The sequence below is a fragment of the Paraburkholderia sp. HD33-4 genome, assembly GCF_021390635.1.
In the GTDB taxonomy this organism is placed as follows: domain Bacteria; phylum Pseudomonadota; class Gammaproteobacteria; order Burkholderiales; family Burkholderiaceae; genus Paraburkholderia.
In genome coordinates, this window is sequence record NZ_JAJEJS010000003.1 from 734,904 (window position 1) to 758,061 (window position 23,158).

A 23,158-nucleotide genomic window follows, 5' to 3' on the forward strand; every position below is an offset into this window, starting at 1 on the left:
TAAAGAGTGCTAAATAAATTAATCAGAAACAGGAGCGTTATCTGCAACCGCGGCGTACTGCCCCGAATGGAAGACCAGCGGCGCGTGGCCGTCCGCTTCGTAGTGCTCGATCTGCCCGATAAAGATCAGGTGGTCGCCGCCTTCGTGCTGCGCCAGGTTACGACAGACGAAGTGTGCGCTGCAGCCTTCCAGCACCATGGTGCCGCCGATGCTTTCGCGGCATGCCACGCCAGCGTATTTGTCGGGCGACGACTTCGAAAATTGGCGGGACAGTTCGATCTGGTCTTCGGCGAGCACGTGATCGCGAAGTGCCCGGCATTCACGAAGTCCGGGCAGCTGGGCGAAGACTTGCCGATGCTCCAGAGCACGAGAGGCGGATCGAGCGACAGTGACGCAAAAGAGTTCGCGGTCAGACCGATCTTGCGTCCGTCCTGCGCGGCAGCCGTGACGACGGTGACCCCGGTCGGATACTGCCCGAAGGCGTTGCGCAGTTGCCGCATCGCATTGAGAAGGTGATCGGGTTTAGCGGCGGTGGGTTCGTGTGTGCTTGACATGAGCTTTCTCCTGTTGTGTCGATTACGCCGCGCGCTTGGCATGTTCGGCGATCAGAGCCGAGCAGGCAGCCGGATCGAACCACCATGGCGAGAACGTGCGCGGGTCGTCGAAGCCGTTGGCAATCGTCGAGGCCAGCGAAGAAAACTGACCGGCTGCACCGAGCAACTCGAGAATGTGGGGCGGCGGTGGCGTGAGCAGCGAGTTCGTCCATTTGACGACCGCTTGCGCATACGACCAGTAACGGTCGAAGGTCTGCTGCATCCAGTCCTCGCTGAAGGCGGCGCTGCCGTGCTCAAGGATGGCGTCAAGATAGACCTTCGTGCACTTGGCGGCATTGTTCGAGCCCTGGCCCGTGATCGGGTCGTTCACGACGATCGCATCGGCCATGCCAAATACGTTCTGGCCAGATGGCAATCTGAAAAAAGGATTGCGCACAGTGGGCGCAAATCGACCGGTCAGCGTGCCGTTGGGGTCGGTCAGTTCTACGTTGGCGCAGCGTTCGGCTTCCCACGGCAGATATTGACGGAGAAGAGCGAGGCTGGTTTCGAGATGCTGCTCCGGTGTCTTAACGCCCGCCCAGCAATCAAGCGGACCGCCGGGAACGCCTTCGAACACCATGATTTCACAGGGACCGGTCGTGGTCAGAGCGGGGAACACAAAGTACTCGCCCACCCCGGGAATCATGTTGAATCGCACGCGTGAAAAGGACGTCGACCGTGCCATGCCTCGCACGTAGGTCAATGCCAGCGCGCGCTGCGGCTTGTCGAACGGGCTGCGTTCGGCGTTGCGGCCCAACAGGTTGACGATCTCGCCCTTGCCGGCCGCGAGCAGCACGAGGTCATGGCTTTTCGCGAGCGCTTCCATTTCGGGCACGCCAACGTCGCAAATCCGCACGTCGGCGCCACGCTGGCCGACGGCTTCGAGCCAGGCCGACATCTTGACGCGCTGGTCCACTGACTTCGCAGGGTGCGTCAGACGCGCGGACCAGTCGATCAGCTTGCGGCCCGGCACGTCCGGATGCGGCACCGCAAGGCCGATACCTTCCACGGGCGGGCACGAGTCGTCCCACCAGTTCAGGCCGAGGTCACGCTCGATCTGCAGCGACGTATTGAACATGCACTGGCTCGACATGACCTTGCCGGTGCGGATCTGCTCGGCATCGCGATTGGTCAGGAGCGTGACTTGATAGTCACGCTCGAGCAGGGCAAGCGACAGTTGCAGGCCGGACTGGCCGGCGCCGATGATGGCGATCTTTCTCATGGCGAATACCTCGAAGTCGATAGATGAAGGGAGTGTGTTTGCGGATCGCCCGGCCTTACTCAGCCAGCTTCGGAATGGCCGGCGCCGCCTGTTCGGGACCCATCGCCGAATAGCCGCCATCGACGGCGTAGTCGGCGCCCGTCACGAAGCTCGCTGCATCGGTACAGAGGAAGGTGACGACATGCGCGACTTCCTCCGGGTTGCCGACACGTCCAAGCAGATGAAATGGCGCCGCCACGCGGTCAGTCTTTGTGCGATCGCCATGCGTGAGTTCATCCATCACGCGCGACCAGGTCCAGCCGGGCGAAACCGAATTCACGCGGATCCTGTCCTGGGCCAGGTCCATGGCCATGTTGCGCGTGAGCGCCTTGAGCGCGGCTTTCGAGGTCGGGTAGAGCCATCGTCCCGTTTGCGCGCACTCAGCCGAGATCGAGCTGAAGTTGACGATCGAGCCGCCGCCGCGCTTGACCATATACGGGTGCACGGTTTTGACCAGCATGACCGCCGAGATCACGTTCACGTTCATCGCGGCAAGCCAGTCATTGCGACCTGCCTGAATGCCGTTGTCGACATAGCTGCAGGCCAGATTGACGAGGATGTCGATGCCGCCGAGCTGCTGCGCGGTTTTCGCAACCGCCTGCTCCAGGGCACTGTCGCTGGTGATGTCCGTTTCGATGAAGAGGCCGTTGGCGCCGAGTGTGTCGGCTATGCGTCTGCCGTTCTGAACGTCGATATCGAGCACGGCGACGCTGGCGCCAGCGGCTGCGAGATCCCGGGCGACGGCCGCGCCAATCAGCGTGGCTCCGCCCGTCACGATGGCGGTCTTGCCTGCGAGTGAGGTCATGATGGCTTGCTCCATGTTCTTCAGAGGTTCATGCGGTCAATGGGCATCGTCGGCGCGGTCGCTGTCCTGCCAGCGCGGCATCAACGTGTTCGACGGGAGGGTCTCGTCGAGCAGTTTGTGGGCGGTATCGGCGCCTGTGGTTGGTAGCCCACTCGGGTCGAGGAGGCCGATCTGCACCAGCACGCTGGCCTGGTCCCAGTAGATGTGCTCGTGGTAGAGCTTATTGCCGCGGAACTTCACCACGGCCAGCAACGGGATCTCCACGCGTTTGCCCGTGGGCGCAATGCCGGGCAGCATCCAGTCGATCTCGGTGGTGTGCGTGAAGCAGAACAGCATTTCGTCGACGATCTGCGTTGCGCCGACAGTGCGTGAGATCGGCGTGATGGCGGTATCAGGCGGATTGGCATGCACGAAGTGGTGGCGGTAGAAACGCTTCAATTGCTTGTAGCCCACACCGCCGGTCAGCGTCGGAATATGGTTGACGTAGGGCTCGGCCACCATCGTTGCCATCGTGGCATCGACGTCGCGTGTCGCGAACTCGTGGGCGAGGTGCTCTTCCCACAGTGCCGACAAATCGTAGTGCGGACCCATCGTCTTGCGAAACGCGGCCACCGCGCGCTCGTGCGCCATCATCGCGGATGCCTTGTCGAAGTGGTCGCCGCCCTTGCGGGCGAACGCGTGATCGACGCCCGGATAGACATACACCTCGACGTTCTCCATATGGCCTAGCGCCGCCGCGATCTGCTGCTGCGCTTCGGGTGGGCAGAAGCGATCGAGTGCTGCGATGTTCAGGACGAGGCGCCCCTTGATATTGGCCGCTTCATCCAGCGCCTGCTCGATGCCCACGCCGTAGTAGCTGACGGCGCACGCCACTGGCAGACGGCAGGCCGCGAGCCAGGCCAGTTTGCCGCCCAGGCAGAAACCGAGCACACCGATCTCGCCCTGGCATTCAGGCAATGTCCGGAGTACGTCGAGCGTTGCGCGGATATCTTCGACGCCCGTGTTCTCGTCATATTGCTGATAGAGGTCGAATGCACGGGCAAAACCGGCTTCCGTATAACCGAGCTCGATGCCCGGTTCGACGCGCCAGAAGAGGTCGGGCACCAGCACCGTATAGCCTTCTTCGGCGTAGTAGTCGGCGACGTCGCGCATGGTCGCGTTGACACCGAAGATCTCCTGGCACAGCACAATTCCGGGACCTTTGCCACTAGCAGGGGTCGTCAGGTACGCCCGGAACGTGCAGCCGTCCGGTGCGGGAATGTCGATGTATCGTCCTTTCATTGGGGCTCTCCGATAGGGTTGCAGCTCGAGTGCCCCCAGTGTTCCGCGACAAAACGACTGGCTCTATCCGTTTCATGCAACGGCTATCCGGGGAATCCAGAAACATGCGGAACGAGGGAAAACCCCTGCAAGACGGGGCGCGGGTAAATGAGGATGGTTGCCGGCGTGTGCCGGCCCTACAGTACGCAGCTATCTGAAGATGGCCTGTTTCTTGCGGCTTTCTTTCGCACCGAAAGGAAACTGTCCGAATCCGCACTCGGCTATCCGCTTCCCGCAGACGGCTCCTGAAGTGGGGAAAATCGCGCACGGCTCAGGTGCAGATGGTGACGTAATTGGAGAACTGCTATGGAGCCTCTTCCCGCTGCGAATGCGCTGGTCGGCGCGGCCTGCTTCAATAGCGGTACCTTGTTGCTCGAATCGGGCGACCTTGACGAGGTGCGCGCGTGCGTCGGCTCCGTGTTCAAGCCGCACAAGCTCGCCCTGCTGAGTGCTTCGCAATCCTTGCAGAGCCGCATGTATCACGCGAGGCACGGGAGTCTGTCGCTCAATCTGCTGCACTATGGCGGCGATGTGAGGATCGACCCCGAACGTCTCGACAACTTCTTCCTGTTGCAGATCCCCTTGAGCGGTGGCGCTGAAGTGGAATGCGGCGACCATCGTTTCGATTCGACGCCGAACGTTGCTTCGCTCGTATCGCCGACGCTGCCTTTGCGGATGCGCTGGATGGATTGTCCCCAAGTCGTACTGCGCATCGAGCGCGAAGCGATCGAACACCACTGCGCGCGTCATTTCGGTACCGAAGAGCGTAGGGTGGTGGAGTTCGAGCCGGCATTCGACCTGACGTCGCCGTCGAGCAGGTGCCTTCTGCCGTTGCTACCCTTGCTGGGGAGTGCGTTGAGCGATCCTGCGCACCCGCTGCGTCATCCGCTGGCCTACGAGCAGTTCGTATCCACCGTCCTCAACGCGCTCGTCTACGGGCAGGCCAACACCGCGCGCGATGGCGTACGCTCCTCGCGCGCACCGCTTGCGCCTTTCTATGTGAAGCGGGTCGAGGAATACATCCTTACGCATCTGCATGAACCCCTGACGATCGAACGGCTTGCCGAGTATTCCGGGGTGAGTGCAAGCGCCCTGTTTTCTGGTTTCCGCAATTGCCACGGCGTGAGCCCGATGGCCTGGGTGCGACAACTGCGTCTCGAACGTGTGCGCGATGAATTGCGAGGAGCGACTGTCGAACCGGTTTCCGTTACCGACGTCGCACTCAAATGGGGGTTCGCCCACTTGGGACGGTTCGCAATGGAATATAAGCGGGCGTTTGGCGAATCGCCCTCTGTTTCGCTACGAAGCCGTTCCGGCTGAACCAAAGACTGAGCGTCTGCGACTAGTGGCACGCGTGGAGAAACTGCGCAATTCTTCCTGCTGGGTCGCCGTAAGCAGCTGGTCGACGCATGCAAAGTGCTCACCGTTTCATTGCCCCTTTAGTCAATCGCGCCACGACTTCGTCGACCATCGGATGGTGGCGCTTTGTACTCCACACCAAAGCCGCCGTTACGACCACGACCCTTTCTTTCAGAGGCCGGACGACGACATTCTCGGGTGCCAGTTTGCGCATCGAGGATGGGACCAGCGCCACACCCTGTCCGCATCCGACGTACGCAATCTGTGACGTCACTGAACGTACTTCGTGGGTGACACGCGGAGTTAATCCGTGGGAACGGCAGACCGACGTCAGCAGATCGAAGTAGACCGGACTGACCTGGCGCGACGACATCACGAGCTGTTCGTTTGCCAGGGACTGCAATCGCACTCTGGACTGGGCGGCCAGCGGATGATCCTTTGGAAGCGCGACGGCCAGCCGGTCCTCGGCCAGCGGCAGGGTGGCGATCCCGCTTCCCACCTCGCCATCTACACGGACAAAGGCCAGATCGAGTTCACCGGCTTCGAGCGCAGGTATGGCCTCGACGCTATCGATTTCGCGAACGAATACGGTCAGGTGCGGGTGAGCGCGCTTGAGTGCTTCCAGCACCGAGGGCACCGTTTCCAGCATGGCGGAGGTGATGGCGCCGACGTGCAGCACGCCTGTCTGACCGGCCGCCACTTCCCGAATTACACGTTCGAGTTGTTCCACCTGGCCAGCGAATTGCCGGACGGCCGGCAGGATCGCCGCACCCGCGGGACTGAGTTGCGTGCCCTGGCGAGATCGATGAAAAAGCTGAAGCTTGAGCGATTGTTCAAGCACCTTGATCTGCTCTGTCAGCGGCGGCTGTGACATGTTCAGCCGCTTGGCCGCCCGCCCATAGTGCTGTTCCTCGGCGACGGCGAGGAACATCCATAGCTGCCGGATCAGCCTGAAGTCAATCGTATTGCGCATGTTGACCGTCTCCTTCGAGAGTCGTGGATTGCCCACCATACGTGTTCCGAAAATCGTATCACCGAGATAAAATGCGGAATTTACATATCAATCCGGCCACGCGAGGATTGTCGCACTTTCCAAAGGAACCTCGTGCGATGAATCCGACTTCGATTCTTGACCGCCTCGCGGCGCTGGACACCAACACAGTCTCTGACGCTCTCGATTTTCTCGGTCTGCCCGGTGCGACTTACGGGCTGCGTCGACTATGGGACTGCCCGAAGATCGTGGGACGGGCGAGCACTATCCAGCTCGGACCAAAAGCCGACGCGAAGCCGACTGTGCATCTGATTTCACCGGTCATTGACGCGGTGACCACGGACGACCGCGTGCTGGTCATTGCCGGCGGGGCGGTTGGCATCTCGTGCTGGGGCGACATTCTCGCCAATGCGGCCACCGCGAAGCAGGTCCGTGGCTCGGTCATCGACGGACTGAGCCGAGACATAGAAGGCAGCGAGTCGATCGGCTATCCCGTTTTCGGTCGCGGCGTGACCATGATCAGCGCCCGCAACCGGGTGATCCAGATCGATGCGGGCAAGCCGGTGCAGATGGCGGGCGTGACCGTCCACGAAGACGACTACGTGATCGCCGATCGCTGCGGCACTGTCTTCGTGCCTGCGGCGCGCATCGGGGACGTGCTTGATCTGGGTGAACGCATCGCCCGCCGCCAGGACGGCATGGTCGCTGCTGTGCGCGCCGGCCGCTCGGTCGCCGAGGTGATGCACGACAAGGAATTCGAGGCGATTCGCGCCCAGTGACACCCCCCATCCTCTTTTGGAGCATCTCAAATGGCAAATTCCCTGAGGGCTAATCCCGAAGACCAGGAACTGGTGGCCCTCTTTGAAGGGCTGGATACCCCCGGCGTCTCTGACGCCATGGACAAGCTGGGCTTACACGGCCAGGCGCTGGACATCATGCCGCTGGCCGACTACAGCAAGGCCGTGGTGGGCCCGGCTTTCACGGTCAAGTACGTGCCGGCGAGCAACCCGCCGGAGACGGTGGGCGACTTCATCGACGACGTGGCACCGGGTGATGTGGTCGTGATCGACAACGACGGCCGCACCGACTGCACCGTCTGGGGCGACATCATGACCCAGTATGCGGGCCGACGCGGCATTGCCGGCACGGTGATCGACGGCGTGTGCCGCGACGTGAGCAAGGCGCTGGGCGACGGCTATCCGATGTTCAGCGCAGGCCGCTTCATGCGCACCGGCAAGGATCGCGTGCAGGTCGAATCGGTGAGCACCACGGTCGCCATCGGTACCGTGCGCGTGGCTTCACGCGACATCGTGGTGGCCGATGCTAACGGCGTTGTCGTCGTGCCGCGTGGTCGCGCCCGCGAGGTGGCCGAAGCCGCCCGAAAGATCGAAGAAGTCGAATCGCGCATCCGCGAGCAGATCGCACAGGGCAAGACCCTGGGCGAAGCGCGCGCCGCGCTGGGTTACCACAAGCTCCAGACCAAGGAATAGGAAGAAGCAAGCACCATGACCTACAGCGCAGAACAACTCGCACAGGCCTGCAAGCTCGGCACCTCCACGCTATTTGAGGCTTCAGGCATCCCTACCAGCGCCGCCGATAGCGCCATCCGCCCAGTTTGGGCGGGCGCTTCGGTCGCTGGCCCAGCCTATCCGCTGGAATGCTCGCCGGGCGACAACCTGGCCATCCACATCGCAATGGAGAGGGTGCCGCGCGGCAGCATCCTGGTGATATCCACTGGCGACTTCGTCGCGGGCTACTGGGGCGAGGTGCTCACTGTGGCGGCCGAGGCGGCCGGCGTGGCGGGCCTGGTCATTGATGGCGGCGTGCGCGATATCGCGGCGCTGACGGCGCGGCGTTTCCCGGTGTTCTCCCGCGGCATCTCCATGCGCGGCACGATCAAGGCGAGTTCGCCTTCAGTGGGCCGGCCGATCAGCTTCACGGGCACGCCGGTGGCGCCCGGGGATCTGGTCGTCGCGGATGATGACGGCGTGCTCGTGATCCCGGCCGCGCACGTCGCACCGACGCTTGCGCAGGGGCAGGCACGCGCCGACAACGAGGCGAAGATGATGGACGCATTGCGCGAAGGCAGCAGCACGCTGGAATTGATGGGACTCACGGGCTGGAGGGAGAAGCAATGACCGGGATGTCTGAAGGGCTGAACCGTTTCCTCGCCGCGGCACGCCCGTCGGCGACCTACAGGGTCATGGATCGTGTCGCGGCGCGGCGTGCGAGCGGTGCAGCCGTGATCTCGCTGAGCGCCGGCGAACCCGACTTCGACACGCCGGAGCACATTCGTGAAGCGGGCATCGCCGCAATCCGGGCCGGTCATACGCGATACACACAGGTAGCCGGGCTGCGCGCGCTGCGCGAGGCGATCGCCGCGAAATTCCAGCGCGAAAACGGGCTCGACGTCGACTGGCGCGACACGCTCGTCTGCAGCGGCGGCAAGCAGGTGATCTTCAACGCACTGGCTGCCACGCTCAACGAAGGCGACGAGGTCATCGTGCCGGCGCCGTACTGGGTGAGCTACCCGGAGATCGTGCAGCTTTGCGGTGCGCAGTGCGTGATCGTGCCGTGCGGCGCCACGAGCGACTTCAAGCTTACGGCCGATGCATTGCAGGCTGCCATCACGCCGAAGACCCGGTGGCTGATCCTGAACTCGCCGTCGAACCCGACCGGTGCCGTCTACCGCCGCGAGGAATTGCAGGCGCTGGCCGAAGTGCTGCTCGCACATCCGCAGGTCCTGGTGCTGTCCGACGACATCTATGAGCATCTGATCTTCGACGACCTTGAATTTTTCACGATCGCGCAGGTTGAGCCCCGCCTGCGTGAGCGTGTGCTGACGATGAACGGGGTGTCAAAGGCCTACGCGATGACGGGCTGGCGCATCGGCTATGGCACCGGTCCGGGCTGGCTGATAGAAGCGATGGAAAAGCTGCAGGGACAGCAGACTTCCGGTGCGTCTACGATCTCGCAGTACGCAGCACTTGCGGCACTGACGGGTCCACAGGACTTCATCCGGCATTCGCGCGAGGCATTCCAGCGCCGGCGCGATCTGGTCGTCAGGCAGATCAACGCGGCACCGGGCCTGCACTGCGCAGTGCCGCAGGGCGCGTTCTATGCGTTCGCGTCATGCGAAGGCTTGATCGGCAAGACGACCCGGGCCGGAACGCGCCTGGACGGGGACGAGGCCGTGGTCAACGCATTGCTCGACGAGATGGGCGTCGCGACCGTGCATGGAAGTGCGTTCGGTCTCGGGCCTTACATCCGTATTGCTTATGCGCTGGATGAAGAGTCGCTGTCGCGCGCGTGCGTGGCCATTCAGGATTTTTGCCAGACGCTGACAAATTGAACCCGTCGCGGCGGTGGCTGGTCTCGACAGCACGCGATGTGTTGCGACCGGCGCGAAGCGATCCTTATCCGAAGAGTAAAGAAGATGCCAGCAGAATTTAACCGCGCGCAGTTCGTGTTTTCCATCGATGGTACTGCGCTGGACGTGTCGGCCATCCATCGCGAGGGTGACAAGGCACCGATCCTGTTCCTGCATGGGTTCGGATCGACGAAGGAGGACTATGCCGACATCGTCCGCTTTCGGGAATTCGCCGGTCATCCGTTTGTGGCGTATGACGCGCCGGGTTGTGGCGAGACGCATTGTGCTGACCTGTCGAGGATCAGCATTGCGTTCCTGATGGAAACGGCGCTTGCTGTACTTGATCGGGTCGGGTTCGACCGCTTTCATCTGGTCGGGCATTCGATGGGGGGGCTGACTGCGCTGATGCTTGCGCACCGGTATCCGGAGCGGGTGATCAGCTTCGTCGACATTGAAGGCAATATCGCGCCAGAGGACTGCTTTCTCAGTCGCCAGATCGTCGAGCATCCGCGCGACGGCGGACAGCAGTTTTTCCGCGACTTCATCGAGCGCGCCCGGCTTGCCCCGGCATATGCGAGCGCGCTCTATTCGGCGAGCCTTTGGCACAAGGTGCGCGCCGAAGCTGTCGGCGGAATTTTCCGTTCGATGGTCGACCTGTCGGACAACGGCGACCTGATGACGAAGTTCCTCGGCCTGCCGTTCCCGCGGATGTTCATGTACGGCGATCAGAACGCAACGCTCTCGTACCTGAGCCATATCCGCGAACAGGGCGTCGAGCTGGCTGAAATCCCGGATTGCGGGCATTTCCCGATGTATTCAAATCCCCCGCTGATGTGGAGGACCATTGCCGGGTTTCATCAGCGTGCTGAGTGACGTCCCGCTATATGGCTGTGTCATTTACCTGCCGGCTCGATGTCGGCCGATTTGTCGTCGTTAAGCGGCGCTACTCGCCATACCGCGTTACCGACGTCGTCAGCCACCAGCAAGGCCCCATGCGCGTCCAGCGCGACGCCAACGGGTCGACCCACGGCATAGCCGTCTGCCGTCAGAAAGCCGCTGAGGAAATCCTCAGGTACGCCAGCAGGTTTTCCATCGACAAACGGCACGAACACCACCTTGTAGCCGGTACGCGGTTTCCGGTTCCATGATCCATGCTGGCCAACAAATGCGCCTCCACGATAATGAAACGGGAAAAGCGTCCGGTCGTAAAAGACCAGACCTAGCGAAGCCGTATGATTGCCGAGCGCATAGTCCGGCACGATGGCCTTTGCAACCAGATCGGGGCGTTGCGGTTTGACACGGGTGTCGATGTGCTGGCCGTAATAGCTGTAGGGAAAGCCATAGAAAGCGCCATCTTTCACGGCGGTCATGTAGTCGGGGACAAGATTGTTGCCGAGATCGTCCCGCTCATTGACTGCCGTCCACAACGCGCCGCTCTCCGGTTGCCAGGCAAGTCCGTTGGCGTTGCGCAATCCAGTCGCATAGGGCCGCACATGGCCGGTGTCGATGTCGAACACGAGGATGCGCGCTCGACCTTCTTCGGCGTCGACTCCATTTTCCCCTGCGTTGCTGTTCGATCCCACCGTGATGTACAGATGCTTGCCGGAGCGATCGGCCAGGATATTTTTGGTCCAGTGATGGTTGATCGGCCCGGCCGGCAAGTCGGCAATCTTGACGCCAGGGCTTGTAATCTGGGTGGTGCCCGTCACATAGTCGAAACGCAGCAGAGCGTCCGTATCGGCAACATAGAGTTGATTGCCGATGAGCGCCATCCCGAACGGAGAGTGCAGGCGGCGCAGAAACACGGTCTGGGTCTGCGCGACGCCGCTACCGTCCACATCGCGCAACAGCACAATGCGATCGGGGCTCGGCACACCGGCGCCTGCGCGCTTCATGACCTGCTTTCTGACCCAGCCGAATAGGCTGCTGCCTTCATCGTGTTCGTTCGGCGCGTCACTTTCCGCTACCAGTACGTCACCATTGGGCAGCGTGTAAAGCCAGCGCGGGTGCGCGAGGCCACCGGCAAACCTGGTGACGAGAAAGCCAGCGGGAGCGGTGGGCGTGAAACCGTCGGGTCGCGCCTGAACGGGCGCGATGTTGACCATCGGAACCAACGACGATTCCGGGGCCGGTATGGCGGGCGACGCGCCGAAGCCCGCGTCGCTCGAACTTGATGGTCCGAGCGCGCAGGAGGCCAGTGGCAATACCATTGAAATAGCCACACGGTTTAGCAGGCGCATGCGGGTTCCCAGCGAAGAGCGTTAATTGTTGATGCTTGGGAGGAATAGCAAGAAGCCGGCCCGTGACGTTGCCTGCAAACATGCGCTATGCGCGAGACGACGCTGAGTAGCCGCGGCAGCTCATCTGGCGTGGGCCAATGCGTCAATCGCCAGATCACCCGGATTGCCATCACGGCGACGAGCGTCGCGCCCACGCCAGGATGCCAGGCGATCAAATTAACGGGCTGCGTGTCTTTGTGGACATCCGGCATCGTCCAGCCGATCACAAATTGAATAGCGACCAACAGGACGGTTAGCCAGTGCAGCGTGCGCGCGACTGACATGCCGCAATGTCCCTGAGGGCCGCCGAGGCTTGGTCGCCAAGAGTCGATCGACCGACCCAAAATGCGGCGCTCGACCTCGCAGTCTGCGACGGTTAATCGGGGCTGACGACGGATGACCCGTTGGTGCGGCTAGACGTTGACCATCGACGGTTCACGTTCCGACCGACACATACAACAGCACTATCGGCGCCTTCGAGCCATTTGACGTCGCCGAGCGTAAAGGCGCGCCATACGTGCAGCGAAAATCCACAAACCGCGACCATTGGAAGCGCACGCCCGCGCCGACGCCCGCGAGCAGACCGGGGTTATTTTCCGCCGGCTGGTCGATCGTGTTCCATACCCGGCCCGCATCGAAAAACACGAAGGGCTGCACAGCCGCATTGCTCGCGCCGAGCGGGATCGCCGGCGTGCGTACCTCGGTCTGAATGTTCCAGCCGCGATCGCCCTGCGTCACATAGGGGTCGTAGCCTCGCACACTCGACTCCCCGCCGAGCCCCATCTCCTCGCTCGGCAATAGAGTGTTCGGAGTCCACTGGAACGTTCCGTTCGTGATCAGCGTGAAGCCAGCGCCAAGCCCGGTGGCACGGGACGCCGTCAACTGCATATAGACGTACCGGGGCGTGGCGCCCTGCCGCGCCGCGTTGAATGCCGCGTCCTGGTTGTTGCCATCGAATCCGCCCGGACTGGCGACGAGTGTCGCCGCGGCGTGCGCCGTGCCAACCTCGGTCGGCTTGCTGATATCGTAAGCCAGCACGAATTGATGGATGTGCGTATTCGAGTTGAAAACCTGCGAGCCGCCGAATTCCAGATCGTTGTTGCTCCGCTTGAAGTCGTATCCGATCTGGATCAACTGTGCCGTGTCCGTGATGGTGGGCAGACGCAAGTCGTAGCGAAAGCTAAGCTGCGCGGAAATGCCCGTTTGCCCATACGTGTCGGGCAGGCGTGGCGTGCTTTGCGCGTAGACGCCGAACAACTCGATACTGTCGAGCCATGGCAGCGGCGCCGTGTAATTCAGCGCGTGCGCGGTGAAGCGGGCGCGGTTGGGGCGGCCTTCGATATCCGGATTGCCGCTAAAGAAATCGTTACTGGCCGTGAATTGATAGGCGATCTGCTGATCGAGACCAAACAGGTTGCCGTAGCCTATACCTGCAAAAAAGCGGTCGCGGCCGAGGTCGGGCACGCCTTCATTGTCGTAACCCGCGTTGACCCGAAGCGGCAAACGGTCTTCGGTTTGCAACACGACGTCGGTGGTGTCCGCGGCATCGCCGGGCGCGAACACAGCATCGACCCGTCGATAAGGATTCGCGTTCAGCACTGCGAGCCCCTTCGACACCGCCGCTTGCGGGATCGCTGCGCCGGGCTCGAGCGGCATTTCACGTTCGAGGAGCCGGTTCGAAAAGTAGCTGTTGCCGCTTGCATGAACCCGACCCAGCTTGAATTCGGCAATGGCGATATGCACGACGCCCGAACTGACGTCCTGTTCCGGCACGTAGACGTCGACGAGCGGTTTTCCCGCCGCCCGGTAGTGCGCGACCACCGCGCGCCGTATTTCGGCGAGGCGGCCGAAAGTCAGCGGCTTGTCGAGGTCCGTCGCGAAGCTCTGCAGGAAGGCGTCGTCGAGTACCGGCAATCCTCGCGCGACGATGGGTGCTGCCGGCGTCGGCGATGAAGCCGTAGACGCGCCGGCGGGTTCGAAGATGAGCCTGGCCAGCCGTTCGACAGCGATCCGCGCGGACTCGGTCTGCGTCTCTGATGACGACGGTGACGATGCGCGTCGCGGCACCGGTGGGGTGGGTTGCGGTGCCAGGTCGCGCCATGCCTGCGCCGCCGCCGGTGAGGGATGCATGATGACAGCGATGCACGCCGCCATTATCAGAAGACGCGTGCAGTCGGCGGATCGCGGTTTCATCGAGGTTGCCAAGCCGAAGACCCGGATCCATGAAATGCCAACACGCCAGAATGCAACTCCGCGTTGCGTTTGTTGAATTGATCCGTGCAGAAATTGGTGATCTCTTGAGTCGCGTTCGGCTCTGGTTCGCTGAGCCGGGAACGTGCTTCCTTTACTCCGATCGAACCGGGCACAAATTTCTTGGATGTAGGGGTGTGGCCAAATGCATAGGAGAGGTTCCGCCAATCTCTGTCTTCGGCGAGCAACACGGGTGAAACGCTTGCCAGCGCTGCCCGGGCGAGCATCTCCAGGCAAATCGTCGATTCAAGTGCGTAGTCCGCACTGGTGACCTCCGATCTGTTCGTTCGTTCCGGGTACAGTCGAGCCTTTTTGGGCAAAGGATGCAATTCAACTTGCGTCGTCACGAAGTGAGTCCAGGTAAATGCGGTCAATGCACGGCCTCGGGACTCCTGCGTGACGTTTCCCCGGACATGCAAAGTACGCCGTTATCGCAGCGATGTGTCTGGTTGCGCGGGGGCACGATCCAGTGAGCCAGATCTGTATGCGGCGGATACTCGCCAAACCCGAAGTGCTCATAATATCTGCTGGGGGCCAGTTGATCTGTTGGCGTTGGCACTGAGAGGCTGAACGTCCGAGTCAGTCAAGCCCGCGAACGCATCGCGCAAAGCCTTTTGTGCGATACCGAACATAAAAGTCGAGCAAGGTCTCTGATCCGTTTATAGATGCTCTACCGTTCAGCCGACGGTAGATGACACATCGGAAGATCATTCGGCAACTAATCCGCGCCCAAGCGGAAAGAGGGATGTATGACACGTCCAGTACTGTCTCGGCCCCCGCGACGCATACCGCATTGTCAGCATTCAGCCCGACGCATCTGGCTCGCGATCGGCATTTCGCTCGCTGAACTCTGCTTGACGCACGTGGCATGCGCGGGAGGCATCCTACCAACGGGCGGCCGGTACGTCGCCGGCACCGGTACGATAGCGGGCACGAGCAACGGACTGGTGATCACACAACCCGGTTCGACACACGGTGTGATTGACTGGAACAGCTTCTCGATCGGCGCGAACAACAGCGTCACGTTCAATAACGGCAATGGCGCGACGCTGAACCGGGTGACAGGTGGTTCACCCTCCGCCATACTCGGCAGGCTCAGCGCAACGGGCAGCCTGTATGTCATCAATCCTCAGGGCGTCGTCGTGGGGCCGTCCGGAACGTTGACGACGGGCGGACGCTTCGTTGCATCCACCCTGGACGCAAGCGACAGCGCGTTCATGAACGGCGGCGCACTTGTTCTGTCGGGCAATTCGGACGCAAGCGTAATCAACCTTGGCAAGATCAGTTCGACCGGCGGCGACATTTTCCTGATCTCACGACGCGTCGTGATCAACGCGGGCTCTATCACGGCGCCGAACGGCACGGCTGAATTGGCCGTCGGCGAACAGGTGCTGTTGCAGGACTCGGCCAGCAGCAAACAGGTGTTCGTTCAGACCGGCAGCCAGGGTACGGTCGTCAACAGCGGAAGCATTGCAGGCGCGCAGATCAGCCTGCAGGCTGCCGACGGCAACGTGTTCGCGCTCGCCGGCGGTGGCACGCGCATCCGGGCGACGGGCACGGCGAATCGCGACGGCCATGTGTGGCTCGTCGCCGACAAAGGTAGGGTCGAGCAGTCGGGCGTGATCACGGCCACCAACGCGAACGGCAGCGGCGGAACGGTCGATACCGACGCGGCGCAAGCGGCATTCGGCGCCACGGCAGCCGTGCATGCGGGCGAATGGAATCTCTCGACGCCCGCCTTCACGATCGACCAATCCGCTGCACGCGCACTGGGCGGCAGCCTGAATTCAGGCACTTCCGTCAATGTGACCACGACCGGCGCGACGGGAGACATCAACGTCGCATCGAACCTGAAATGGAGCGGTGCCGCTTCACTGACGCTCGACGCGTACCGCAACGTGTCGATCGGGAAAGGCGCGACGATCGCGAACCAGGGCGCGGGCAATCTCAGCTTGCGCGCCGACGCAACCGGCATCGACAACGGCGGCAGCGTCACCAACAACGGCACGCTCGACTGGTCGAAGAGCACCGGTGCGTTGAGCGCTTTCTATGACATGAACGGCACACACGTTGCCGGTACGCAGCTGAGCAACCCGGCATGGAAACCGTCCGCATTCAGCGGCCTCGTTACGCAGATCACCACGTACAGGCTTGTGAACTCCCTGACCGATCTGACGAAGGTTGGCAACGATCTCGCCGGTAACTACGCGCTCGGCAGGAACATCGACGCGAGCGCGACGAGCAACAGCCCCTTCGTTCCAATCGGCAATAGCAACACACCGTTCACGGGGCAGTTCGACGGACAAGGCAATACGATCACCTCGCTCACGCTGGGCGGGTTGTTGTACTCCGCGACCGAACCGCAGCCACTAGTGGGCATGTTCGGTGTGATCGGTACCCAGGGCGTCGTACGCAACCTCGACATTTCGGGCACGGCGAACGCGGCAAACGTGAGCGGGCTCGTATCGACGGCGGACTTCGATATGGGCATACTCGCCGGCCTGAACAACGGTACCGTCCTGCGCGTGAGCACGGCCGGCACGGTCACGGGATATGGCAACCGGAGCCTTTTTGACAGTGGGGCAACCGGTGGGCTCGTGGGCGTCAACGCCGGCTCGGTCCTGCGTTCTTCGAGCAGCGCCGATGTGCTCTCGCCGGGGTCGAGCGGTGGTCTGGTGGGCGTGAATAGCGGCCTGATCAGCCAGTCGTTCGCCACGGGGTCTGTCACAGTGGGGGGTTATTTCAATACGGGCGGTGGCGGCCTCGTCGGCTCTAACAGTGGCACGATCAGCCAGTCTTATGCAACGGGCACGACAAGGTATGGGGGATGCCGCCCCACCAATACGCATTGCGGCGGGGCCGCCCTCGTCGTCGAAAACTCAGGGACAATCACCCAGTCATTCGCAACCGGTCCGGTCATCCAGCCGTTGTATGGATCGTTCGGCATCGCGCGGGACAACGTAGGCACGATTACGAACGATGTGTACTGGAACACCAGCACCACGGGCGCCACAATCGGCGTCAAATACGGTACGCCGATTCCCTCGGCGAACGGGCTGACCACCGCTCAGATGAGCACGCCGACATCGTTCGTGGGGTATGACTTCAGCCCGACGGGGGTGTGGGCGATGCCTGCCGGCGCGACGCATCCGGTGCTGCGCTGGCAAACGGCGCAATGACACACGAACTTGCGTCAAGGCACGCGTCCGTAAAGGCCGCGAACACGCCGACGATTCGCCTTGCAAATGTCCGCTGTGCTCGGAGAGGAGCAGCGCGGCCTGTACAGTTCGAGATTACCGAACAGACTCGCGAGAGCGTGGCAGCATGGATAGGGCATGCGGGGCTGCATGCAACTGACTTCCTGTTCCCGAGCAGAATTCACGACTCGCCGGCCACACGAAGCTTGAAAGTACAGTGCGATACCTCGGCATCGAGGTGGATGACGCACTCGAAATGGCCGAACAGACAGAGGTGTAGGTTGTCCCAGGCCGGTTAGCGAGTGGTCGCTGACCGGCCTGGAAGCGACGTTCATCCGATTCTTCGCTCAGACGTTCCGGCGTCGGATACGCAACCATCAACGGTCGGTCCAGGCCGTGGGCAATCGATCGTCCGGCATCGTCCCCATCCAAAATCCGAATCAGGTTGAGCCGCCTGAAACTACTACTGCAGAAAAATGAATGCGGCATCTTCCAGAGCGCAAACACTGGGCGGCGGTCAGCCTTGCCATGAGGGCAGTGCGGCTCGATGAGCACAATCAGCGCTTCTGCTATGGCACCCATGGTGGACAGTCTAGTTGCGGTCTGGTGTGCAGCCGCCGTGCCATGCCTAACCGGTTCTGGGCGAAAACCTCGCAGCGCCGAATTGGCGCCCGCTACCCACGGTACGATAAGCAGGACGCACAGCAAGCCCAGCCTTGGTACGCTTCAAAGTGGACGACATGACACAGCGGATGCCGACGACGGTCGCCGGTACTCTGGTCGTTCACATCATCCCCGCTATCTACTTATCCACTGCAAGCCATGATTACCGTGCAGGAGTTACTCGATACCAAATCTCTGAAGCTGGCTGGTCTTGCTGGCTTGTCCGGACTGATGCGGACAATCACCTGGGCCCATGCCGTCGATCTTCCCGATCCCTGGAGATGGATTACTGCCGGCAATCTGGTCATGACGACGGGTGCGGGCCTGCCACGCAATGCGTCAGACCAGATTGCCTGGCTGGAGAAGTTGGCCCAGAGCAATGCGAGTGCATTAGTCGTCGCACGCCGGGCTGATGCGCCGGAACTGTCACCCGAGATGCTGGAAACAGCAGACCGCCTGATGTTCCCGGTGCTGGCAGGGAGCTTCGAGCTTGAATTCGTGCAGTTGTCCAAGCATGTGATCGAAAGTGTGCTGCAAGCCCAGCGCGATCGTTTCAGAGCCAGCGAACAACTGTTCGAGACTTATGCGAGCGCGCTGCGCGACGTGCCGGACATGGCCGGACGACTCACTGTTTTGTCAGATCGGTTGCGACTCGGACTCGCAATCGAAGATGCTCGCAGCGGCTCGATCATCGTTTCCTCCAGCCCCTTGCCAGCTTCTGATGAAACCAACGCGGTTTTTGTGGAACGCGTTGCTATCGGCGGCCGGGCGAGGGCGAACCTGGTTATTTATCGCCGGGACGCGGAAGCTTTGCAGGATCCGCTCCTAGTGCGCTCTCTTCTCGGCCTGCTCGAGATCGAGCTCGAGCGGATGATGATTGACCGCGACAACCTGCGCAAAGAAGGCGCGGCACTCTTGCGCAGCCTGTTGAAGGGCGAGGCCGAGTTTTCTTTTCGTCCCATGCTGGAGCGCCGCGGGTTGACGGGCACGCTCGTCGTGCTCGCGGTCTGTCCCGGAAAGCACGGCCCATGGAGCGTCACCGAGATCCACCATGCGCCGCCTTTGCACGCGCGGCCGCCGTTGCTGCTCGACGATGACGTGCTGCTGGCGCTGGCTCAGGATCACGCCGACACGCTCGAATGCTTTCGGTTAGACCTGGGCGAGGGCGCCGTGCTCGGCATCAGTGGACCCGTCACTGAGGCAGCCGGCTTTCGCGAGAGCGTGCGCCAGGCGCGCCTCGCGCTGGCACAGGCACGTGAAGTCGGAACGGGTGTCGTGCGCTACGGAGAAATCGAAACTGGCTACATCACGATGCCGAGATCACTCGAAGAGGCGAGCGCGTTGGTTGGCCGCTATCTCGGTCCCGTGATCGAGTACGACCGCGTCCATGGTAGCGAACTGCTCGCGACGCTTACGAGGTTTCTCGAGAACGATGGCAACTGGAAGTCCACCGCCTTTGACCTGGCTATCCACCGCCAAACGCTTGTCTACCGCCTCAAACAAATTGAACAACTGATCGGCGTCAAACCGACCACAACCGACGGCATCACCCGCTTGTGGCTCGCGGTCAAGGCCGGCAAGGCGGCCAACCTGTTGTAGTCCGGCGGCCAGTCGGAATCTTCAGACGGATAGTCATACATTTGTACAAAAGCCGTTCTTCGAGACGAAATTTTGCGCATAGCCTGGCCCGCGCGTATTGCTTTTAATGGAGGTCACAAAAGACAGATTCATTCCCAGGAGACAATCCATGCCTATCCAGACGGAGCTCGATCCGCGGCTGAAACACTCTCTTAAAACCCGGCATATCAGTATGCTGGCTCTCGGCGGCGTGATCGGAGCCGGCTTGTTCGTAGGCTCCAGCGCGGTCATTGCGTCGACCGGCCCCGGTGCATTCATTACCTACGCCATCACAGGATTGATCGTCGCCCTGATCATGCGCATGTTGGGCGAAATGGCCGCGGCTCAACCCATGAAGGGTTCATTCGTCGACTATGCGCGCCTCGCTTACGGCGATGTCGCTGGCTATGCGATGGGATGGCTTTACTGGTATTTCTGGGTCATCGTGGTTGGGTTCGAGGCCGTCGTAGGCGGACAAACCATCCATGCATGGCTTCCCGCCATTCCCGTCTGGATCATCTCGCTAGGGCTGATGGTCATGATGACGGCGCTGAATCTGTTGTCCGTCAAATCATTCGGAGAAGCCGAATACTGGTTCGCGGGCGTGAAAATCGTGGCCATTGCCGCTTTCCTGATCATCGCGGGCGCCTACGTCTTCCATTTCTGGCCAGGATCGACAGCAACGTTTTCCAACCTGACCGCTCACGGTGGCTTCTTTCCCAAAGGCGTGGGGAAACTGTTCACGGGCGTCGTGGTCGTGATCTTCTCCATGACCGGCGTCGAAGTAGCCACCATTGCCGCCGCGGAATCCGAGCATCCCGAACGCAACGTTCGGCGTGCAGTCAACACGGTGATGGCCCGCATCCTGATCTTCTTCGTTCTTTCCGCGTTCTTCATTGTCGTGGCCCAGCCGTGGACGGACATCGTGCCAGGCAAATCCCCCTTCGTGGCCACGCTTGAGAAGATCGGCATCCCGGGCGCCGCAACCGTATTGACCGCCGTCATCCTCGTGGCCGTGCTGTCCGTGCTCAACGCTGGACTCTATACGTCGTCGCGTCTGCTTCTGGTCCTCAGTTCGAACAACGAGGCGCCGAAGTGGCTGGGATGTGTCAATGGTCGTGGCGTACCTGCCCGGGGCGTCATCGCTTCGACGCTAGTCGGGTACGGTTGTGTGGTGATCGCAGCACTGTGGCCCGACACGGTCTTCCTGTTCCTGATCAATTCGTCGGGTGCGGTGTTTCTGTTCGTCTATCTGATGATCTGCCTGTCACAACTCAAGCTGAGGGGCGAATGGGAACGTCGGGGCCTGCTGAAGATCCGGATGTGGGGCCATCCGTGGCTGCCGCTTCTCGTGACCGTCACCATCGTCGCCGTACTGGTGAGCATGGCGCTAGATCCCAAAAGCCAGATCAGCCTTCTGCAAAGTGTCGTCGCCCTGATCGTCATCGTGGCCTCTTACCCGGTGTTTTGCGCCAAGGGCAAGCGGAGTCAGGCGCGGAGCGCGACACCTTCGGCGGCAAATCGCACATGACACCGAAATCGACGATTCAAGCCTGCGGTTTGGTCCCACACGGTAATCGCCGCAGTTGCAAATGCGCTCGAATTGCATGAACAAGAACCAGGACTGGTAGGAGAAACGGATGCCATCCGCGCAAGAACTGACGCAACTTCCCAACCGCCCGCTGTGGTATGAGCACTCGCGCGCGCGGGACACGCTGGAGCGGGAAGAGCAGGCCGATGTCGTCATCGTCGGCGCAGGTTATACAGGGTTGTGGACTGCGTACTATCTATTGAAGGCGCAACCATCGCTGAACATCGTCCTGCTGGAGCGGGAAGCGGTCGGCTTCGGCGCGTCGGGCCGCAACGGAGGGTGGGCGTCGGCGATATTTCCGATCTCGCTAGAACGCGTGGCGCACATGTACTCGCACGCCGCGGCATTGCATCTGCAGGCAGCGATGAACGAGACCGTGAATGAAATTGGGCGCGTGCTCGATCTTGAAGGCATCGATGCTGACTATGCCAAGGAAGGCTTTCTTTCCCTTGCACGCAGCCAGCCTCAGTTCGATCGAATTCAGGCCTCGGTCGATGCGTCGGTCCGCTTCGGATTGCCGAACCAATGGCGCGCGCTCGATGCGAAGGAGGCTTCGACGCGGATCGGCGCCGAGCGTGTGCTCGGAGGCCTCTACACCGAGCACTGCGCGCTGATCCATCCCGGCAAGCTGGTGCGTGGACTGGCAGCCGTTGTAGAGGCCATGGGCGCGCGCATTTACGAGAAGACGGCCGCTCTTCACATCGCGCCCGGGAAAGTGAGCACGGCGCATGGTGCCGTCAAGGCAAAGACAGTGGTGCGTGCGACTGAGGCATTTTCCTGCCAGCTGCCGGAGAACAGCCGCTCCGTCATTCCGCTTTACTCGCTGGTATTGGCGACGGAGCCGTTGCCTCAGGCGCTTCGCCAGCGGCTGAGGCTCGATCATCGCCTGGCGTTCAACGACATGCGCCACCTGAGGGTGTACGGACAGGTGACCGCGGAAGGCCGACTGGTGTTTGGCGGCCGCGGCGCGCCATACCGCTTCGGCTCCAGAATTTCTTTCGAGGATGATCTCGTCGATAAGGTGCATGCCAACATCCACGCCGCCATGCTCGAGTTCTTTCCCGCACTGGCCGATGCCCGCATCACGCATCGCTGGGGCGGCGCGCTGGGGGTGTCGCGGGACTGGTGCCCGACCGTGAGTATGGACCGAGACGCGCGCATTGCCTGGGCGGGAAACTACGTCGGCGATGGAGTCGCCACGAGTAACCTCGCAGGCCGGATCCTGCGCAATCTTATTCTCGATCGCGAAGACGAGATCAACCAGTTGCCGGTGGTCAACCATCGCTCTCCGGCATGGGAGCCGGAGCCTTTCCGCTGGATCGGCGTCAATGGCGGTCTCACAGCGGCGGGCTTCAGTGATTTTGAAGAACGTGTAACCAACCAACCATCGCGTGCAGCACGGGTTCTCGAAAAGCTGACCGGTGCCCATTGAAAAAGGAGTGATACATGGCGAAGTTCACCATCGTCAAAGCCGCCGATATTGCGTCGGCTCGACTCGCCTCGGCCGGCCAGCGGGCCGGAGCCGATAGCGGCGATCCCCAGATCGCTGTGCGGTCTGTCGCGCCCGAGGCGCTCGGCAATCTGGGTATATGGGAATGCCAGCCCGGAGGCTGGCCGGTCATAAACCGGCCCGATACCGAATTCACGTACATCATTTCCGGCCGTGCGAGGCTCACCGACGACTCGACCGGAGAAGTGACCGAGATCGCCAGTGGCGACCTCGTGATCCTGCCGCCCGGCTGGACCGGTCGCTGGGATGTCCTCGAGCCGGTTCGGAAGATCTACGCAATTTACTGAGACGATCCACGCCGCCGTCGCTCGGACGACGACTACGTTTTGCACACCGAAATTTTAATCGAAGG

Annotated in this window: 21 protein-coding genes and 1 pseudogene; 12 read left to right on the plus strand and 10 right to left on the minus strand. The window is 61.7% G+C overall.

The genetic code is table 11. The annotated features are described in order from the left end of the window. Positions 1 to 18 precede the first annotated feature (18 nt). Genes L0U84_RS44315 through L0U84_RS37930 form a run of 5 tightly spaced genes read right to left on the minus strand, consistent with a single transcriptional unit; the run spans position 19 to position 3,940 of the window. The gene (locus L0U84_RS44315; RefSeq protein WP_442794103.1) at positions 19 to 198 is read right to left on the minus strand and encodes a flavin reductase family protein; all 180 of its coding nucleotides are present in this window, start codon (positions 196 to 198) and stop codon (positions 19 to 21) included. Further along, positions 126 to 596, minus strand: a complete 471-nt coding sequence (locus L0U84_RS37915; RefSeq protein WP_442794104.1) for a flavin reductase family protein — start codon at positions 594 to 596, stop codon at positions 126 to 128. Before L0U84_RS37915 ends, L0U84_RS44315 begins: the two co-directional genes overlap by 73 nt. Further along, complete coding sequence (locus tag L0U84_RS37920; protein ID WP_233858319.1) at positions 577 to 1,815, minus strand: styrene monooxygenase/indole monooxygenase family protein; 1,239 nt, start codon at positions 1,813 to 1,815, stop codon at positions 577 to 579. Before L0U84_RS37920 ends, L0U84_RS37915 begins: the two co-directional genes overlap by 20 nt. Before the next feature lie 55 nt (positions 1,816 to 1,870). Further along, entirely contained in the window at positions 1,871 to 2,659 is a 789-nt protein-coding gene (locus L0U84_RS37925; protein ID WP_233858321.1) for an SDR family oxidoreductase, read from the minus strand. Between the two features lie 36 nt (positions 2,660 to 2,695). Then, a complete protein-coding gene (locus L0U84_RS37930; RefSeq protein ID WP_233858323.1) occupies positions 2,696 to 3,940 on the minus strand; it encodes a dienelactone hydrolase family protein in 1,245 nt (414 codons plus the stop codon). Between the two features lie 345 nt (positions 3,941 to 4,285). Here L0U84_RS37930 and L0U84_RS37935 point away from each other — a divergent pair, with 345 nt between their 5' ends. Further along, positions 4,286 to 5,299: an AraC family transcriptional regulator gene (locus L0U84_RS37935; RefSeq protein WP_233858325.1), complete on the plus strand. Its 1,014-nt coding sequence runs from the start codon at positions 4,286 to 4,288 to the stop codon at positions 5,297 to 5,299. 100 nt (positions 5,300 to 5,399) lie between these two features. Here L0U84_RS37935 and L0U84_RS37940 read toward each other — a convergent pair whose 3' ends face one another. Beyond that, positions 5,400 to 6,311 carry a LysR substrate-binding domain-containing protein gene (locus L0U84_RS37940; protein WP_233858327.1) on the minus strand — a complete coding sequence of 304 codons (912 nt, stop codon included), beginning with the start codon at positions 6,309 to 6,311 and terminating at the stop codon, positions 5,400 to 5,402. A 137-nt stretch (positions 6,312 to 6,448) separates the two neighbouring features. Between L0U84_RS37940 and L0U84_RS37945 the strand changes: the two genes are divergently transcribed. The 5 genes from L0U84_RS37945 (at position 6,449) to L0U84_RS37965 (ending at position 10,572) form a co-directional block, all read left to right on the plus strand. After that, positions 6,449 to 7,108: an RraA family protein gene (locus L0U84_RS37945; RefSeq protein ID WP_233858329.1), complete on the plus strand. Its 660-nt coding sequence runs from the start codon at positions 6,449 to 6,451 to the stop codon at positions 7,106 to 7,108. 30 nt (positions 7,109 to 7,138) lie between these two features. Further along, a complete protein-coding gene (locus L0U84_RS37950) occupies positions 7,139 to 7,819 on the plus strand; it encodes an RraA family protein (protein ID WP_233858331.1) in 681 nt (226 codons plus the stop codon). Positions 7,820 to 7,834: 15 nt separating this feature from the next. Next, the gene (locus L0U84_RS37955) at positions 7,835 to 8,467 is read left to right on the plus strand and encodes an RraA family protein (RefSeq protein WP_233858333.1); all 633 of its coding nucleotides are present in this window, start codon (positions 7,835 to 7,837) and stop codon (positions 8,465 to 8,467) included. Further along, entirely contained in the window at positions 8,464 to 9,681 is a 1,218-nt protein-coding gene (locus L0U84_RS37960; RefSeq protein WP_442794105.1) for a pyridoxal phosphate-dependent aminotransferase, read from the plus strand. The genes L0U84_RS37955 and L0U84_RS37960 overlap by 4 nt, the downstream gene beginning before the upstream one ends. Before the next feature lie 84 nt (positions 9,682 to 9,765). Next, positions 9,766 to 10,572, plus strand: coding sequence for an alpha/beta fold hydrolase (locus L0U84_RS37965; protein ID WP_233859825.1), 807 nt, complete (start codon positions 9,766 to 9,768; stop codon positions 10,570 to 10,572). A 20-nt stretch (positions 10,573 to 10,592) separates the two neighbouring features. Here the strand turns inward: L0U84_RS37965 and L0U84_RS37970 are convergent, their stop codons facing one another. The 4 genes from L0U84_RS37970 to L0U84_RS37985 all read right to left on the minus strand — a co-directional run bounded on the left by L0U84_RS37970 (position 10,593) and on the right by L0U84_RS37985 (position 14,602). Further along, positions 10,593 to 11,939: a PQQ-dependent sugar dehydrogenase gene (locus tag L0U84_RS37970; RefSeq protein ID WP_233858335.1), complete on the minus strand. Its 1,347-nt coding sequence runs from the start codon at positions 11,937 to 11,939 to the stop codon at positions 10,593 to 10,595. Beyond that, entirely contained in the window at positions 11,927 to 12,262 is a 336-nt protein-coding gene (locus L0U84_RS37975) for a cytochrome b (RefSeq protein ID WP_267940132.1), read from the minus strand. Before L0U84_RS37975 ends, L0U84_RS37970 begins: the two co-directional genes overlap by 13 nt. Positions 12,263 to 12,413: 151 nt before the next feature. After that, the gene (locus tag L0U84_RS37980; protein WP_442794133.1) at positions 12,414 to 14,132 is read right to left on the minus strand and encodes a ShlB/FhaC/HecB family hemolysin secretion/activation protein; all 1,719 of its coding nucleotides are present in this window, start codon (positions 14,130 to 14,132) and stop codon (positions 12,414 to 12,416) included. A 35-nt stretch (positions 14,133 to 14,167) separates the two neighbouring features. After that, positions 14,168 to 14,602, minus strand: a complete 435-nt coding sequence (locus tag L0U84_RS37985; RefSeq protein WP_233858339.1) for a hypothetical protein — start codon at positions 14,600 to 14,602, stop codon at positions 14,168 to 14,170. Positions 14,603 to 14,977: 375 nt separating this feature from the next. Here L0U84_RS37985 and L0U84_RS37990 point away from each other — a divergent pair, with 375 nt between their 5' ends. From L0U84_RS37990 to L0U84_RS38015, 6 genes and pseudogenes are all read left to right on the plus strand, one after another. After that, a complete protein-coding gene (locus tag L0U84_RS37990; protein WP_233858341.1) occupies positions 14,978 to 17,407 on the plus strand; it encodes a two-partner secretion domain-containing protein in 2,430 nt (809 codons plus the stop codon). Positions 17,408 to 17,502: 95 nt separating this feature from the next. Continuing rightward, positions 17,503 to 17,705 (plus strand): annotated as a pseudogene (locus L0U84_RS37995) (integrase); the annotation flags it as partial. A 542-nt stretch (positions 17,706 to 18,247) separates the two neighbouring features. Beyond that, complete coding sequence (locus L0U84_RS38000) at positions 18,248 to 19,687, plus strand: PucR family transcriptional regulator (RefSeq protein WP_233858343.1); 1,440 nt, start codon at positions 18,248 to 18,250, stop codon at positions 19,685 to 19,687. 148 nt (positions 19,688 to 19,835) lie between these two features. Continuing rightward, complete coding sequence (locus L0U84_RS38005; protein WP_233858345.1) at positions 19,836 to 21,236, plus strand: amino acid permease; 1,401 nt, start codon at positions 19,836 to 19,838, stop codon at positions 21,234 to 21,236. Positions 21,237 to 21,345: 109 nt separating this feature from the next. Further along, positions 21,346 to 22,728 carry an NAD(P)/FAD-dependent oxidoreductase gene (locus tag L0U84_RS38010; protein ID WP_233858347.1) on the plus strand — a complete coding sequence of 461 codons (1,383 nt, stop codon included), beginning with the start codon at positions 21,346 to 21,348 and terminating at the stop codon, positions 22,726 to 22,728. Between the two features lie 14 nt (positions 22,729 to 22,742). Then, positions 22,743 to 23,093 (plus strand): cupin domain-containing protein, encoded by a 351-nt coding sequence (locus L0U84_RS38015; protein WP_233858349.1) that lies wholly within the window; start codon positions 22,743 to 22,745, stop codon positions 23,091 to 23,093. The last annotated feature ends 65 nt before the right edge of the window (positions 23,094 to 23,158 follow it).

Bases quoted from the DNA above. Each gene is read 5' to 3' on its own strand.
- L0U84_RS44315 (WP_442794103.1), bottom strand. From the start codon at position 198: ATGGTGCTGGAAGGCTGCAGCGCACACTTCGTCTGTCGTAACCTGGCG.
- L0U84_RS37915 (WP_442794104.1), bottom strand. From the start codon at position 596: ATGCCAAGCGCGCGGCGTAATCGACACAACAGGAGAAAGCTCATGTCA.
- L0U84_RS37920 (WP_233858319.1), bottom strand. From the start codon at position 1,815: ATGAGAAAGATCGCCATCATCGGCGCCGGCCAGTCCGGCCTGCAACTG.
- L0U84_RS37925 (WP_233858321.1), bottom strand. From the start codon at position 2,659: ATGACCTCACTCGCAGGCAAGACCGCCATCGTGACGGGCGGAGCCACG.
- L0U84_RS37930 (WP_233858323.1), bottom strand. From the start codon at position 3,940: ATGAAAGGACGATACATCGACATTCCCGCACCGGACGGCTGCACGTTC.
- L0U84_RS37935 (WP_233858325.1), top strand. From the start codon at position 4,286: ATGGAGCCTCTTCCCGCTGCGAATGCGCTGGTCGGCGCGGCCTGCTTC.
- L0U84_RS37940 (WP_233858327.1), bottom strand. From the start codon at position 6,311: ATGCGCAATACGATTGACTTCAGGCTGATCCGGCAGCTATGGATGTTC.
- L0U84_RS37945 (WP_233858329.1), top strand. From the start codon at position 6,449: ATGAATCCGACTTCGATTCTTGACCGCCTCGCGGCGCTGGACACCAAC.
- L0U84_RS37950 (WP_233858331.1), top strand. From the start codon at position 7,139: ATGGCAAATTCCCTGAGGGCTAATCCCGAAGACCAGGAACTGGTGGCC.
- L0U84_RS37955 (WP_233858333.1), top strand. From the start codon at position 7,835: ATGACCTACAGCGCAGAACAACTCGCACAGGCCTGCAAGCTCGGCACC.
- L0U84_RS37960 (WP_442794105.1), top strand. From the start codon at position 8,464: ATGACCGGGATGTCTGAAGGGCTGAACCGTTTCCTCGCCGCGGCACGC.
- L0U84_RS37965 (WP_233859825.1), top strand. From the start codon at position 9,766: ATGCCAGCAGAATTTAACCGCGCGCAGTTCGTGTTTTCCATCGATGGT.
- L0U84_RS37970 (WP_233858335.1), bottom strand. From the start codon at position 11,939: ATGCGCCTGCTAAACCGTGTGGCTATTTCAATGGTATTGCCACTGGCC.
- L0U84_RS37975 (WP_267940132.1), bottom strand. From the start codon at position 12,262: ATGTCAGTCGCGCGCACGCTGCACTGGCTAACCGTCCTGTTGGTCGCT.
- L0U84_RS37980 (WP_442794133.1), bottom strand. From the start codon at position 14,132: ATGGCGGCGTGCATCGCTGTCATCATGCATCCCTCACCGGCGGCGGCG.
- L0U84_RS37990 (WP_233858341.1), top strand. From the start codon at position 14,978: ATGACACGTCCAGTACTGTCTCGGCCCCCGCGACGCATACCGCATTGT.
- L0U84_RS38000 (WP_233858343.1), top strand. From the start codon at position 18,248: ATGATTACCGTGCAGGAGTTACTCGATACCAAATCTCTGAAGCTGGCT.
- L0U84_RS38005 (WP_233858345.1), top strand. From the start codon at position 19,836: ATGCCTATCCAGACGGAGCTCGATCCGCGGCTGAAACACTCTCTTAAA.
- L0U84_RS38010 (WP_233858347.1), top strand. From the start codon at position 21,346: ATGCCATCCGCGCAAGAACTGACGCAACTTCCCAACCGCCCGCTGTGG.
- L0U84_RS38015 (WP_233858349.1), top strand. From the start codon at position 22,743: ATGGCGAAGTTCACCATCGTCAAAGCCGCCGATATTGCGTCGGCTCGA.